This window comes from Bifidobacterium sp., assembly GCF_050874245.1.
Taxonomy (GTDB): Bacteria; Actinomycetota; Actinomycetes; order Actinomycetales; family Bifidobacteriaceae; genus Bifidobacterium.
This window is the reverse complement of sequence record NZ_JBNMKH010000190.1, coordinates 1-1,349: the sequence shown is the minus strand read 5'-3', so window position 1 is coordinate 1,349 and position 1,349 is coordinate 1. Positions and strand designations below refer to the sequence as shown.

The following is a 1,349-nucleotide window of genomic DNA, read 5'->3' as shown; positions in this document are numbered from 1 at the left end:
CCGCGAGCGCGACGACAAGGTGGTGATCATCTTCATCACAGCCGCACCGCAATACGCCATCAGCGGATATGAGGTGCGCGCGCTGTCGTACCTGCTCAAACCGTTGCCATGGTTCGCATTCTCCCAGGAATTGAAGAAATCGATCGGCATGGTGCGCAGCAATGTCGACGATTCCATGCTCATCGACACCGGCAAGGGGCAGATGCGCCTGAATCTGGCGGACATCCTCTACCTCGAATCGATCCGCCACACCATCGTCATCCACACGCTTGACGGCAAGCTGTCCATCAACGGCACGTTGAAGGATATGGAGGCCAAGCTTGCCGACTATCACTTCTTCCGCTCGAATTCCTGCTATCTGGTCAATCTCAGGCATGTGACGGGCATGGCCGATCAGGATTGCATCATGTCGAACGACGAGCGTCTGCGCGTGAGCCGCCCGCGCAAGAAGGCGTTTCTGACGGCGTTGACGGATTATATGGGGGGTGGTATGGGATGACCGGCGCGATTTTCGATTTCGCGACGCGCGTCATGGTGGTGTCGGTGCCATCGATGACACCGATCACCAACGCGCTGCCCGACATTCCCCGCTCGTATACCGCCATCTGCGAATGGCTGGCGTGCGTGGTGTATATGGCGGTGCTGTTCCGCCGCGTGCCGTTCCGCCGTTCAGCCATCGTGGGCGTGATCGGCTTGGTCGCATTGATCGCCGTGCAGTATTTCGACGGCGTCATGCCGATCTGGTTTTGGATCGTCGGCATGATGCTCGCCTTCAGCTGCATGTACCTGATGATCCTGTTCGGCGCCGGCACCGGCAAACGCGAAGGGCTGTACATCACGGCCCGCGCGTTCGTGCTGGCCGAATTGGTGGCGTCGCTGCATTGGCAGATCGTCACGTTCATCGGCATGCGCGACGGCCGCTTCTCCGATTACGATTGGCGCGCCGTCCTGCTGCTCATCGTCACCTACGCGCTGTGTTTCGGGCTGTCCTGGCTGGTGGAACGCGGCAATTTCAGCCAGACCTCCCCCACGTTGCCGACGGCTTCCGCAGCGACGGCGACGGTGGCCATCACAATCGTCACCTTCGCCATGAGCAATCTGAGCTTCGTTTCGACCAATACGCCATTCTCCGGTTCGATGGGCCAGGAAATCTTCTATATCCGCACACTGGTGGATTTCTGCGGATTCGCGATTCTATACGCGCAACAGGAGCAGGCTCGGCGCATTGAAGCGAGCGCGGAAATCGCGTCAATCAACGCGCAGCTGGACAGCCAACATCAGGAGTACCTGCAGTCGAAGGAGAACATCGAATCGCTTGGTCGGCTTGCGCACGATCTGAAGCATCAGAT

1 protein-coding gene and 1 pseudogene are annotated in these 1,349 nt (G+C 59.1%); both read left to right on the top strand.

The genetic code is table 11. The features are described 5' to 3' along the window. Positions 1 to 499: LytR/AlgR family response regulator transcription factor (locus ACR0P8_RS09780; RefSeq protein WP_432624860.1), on the top strand; the 499-nt coding region annotated here is incomplete at its 5' end. Next, positions 496 to 1,349 (top strand): annotated as a pseudogene (locus ACR0P8_RS09775) (ATP-binding protein); the annotation flags it as partial. The gene ACR0P8_RS09780 and the pseudogene ACR0P8_RS09775, both read left to right, overlap by 4 nt.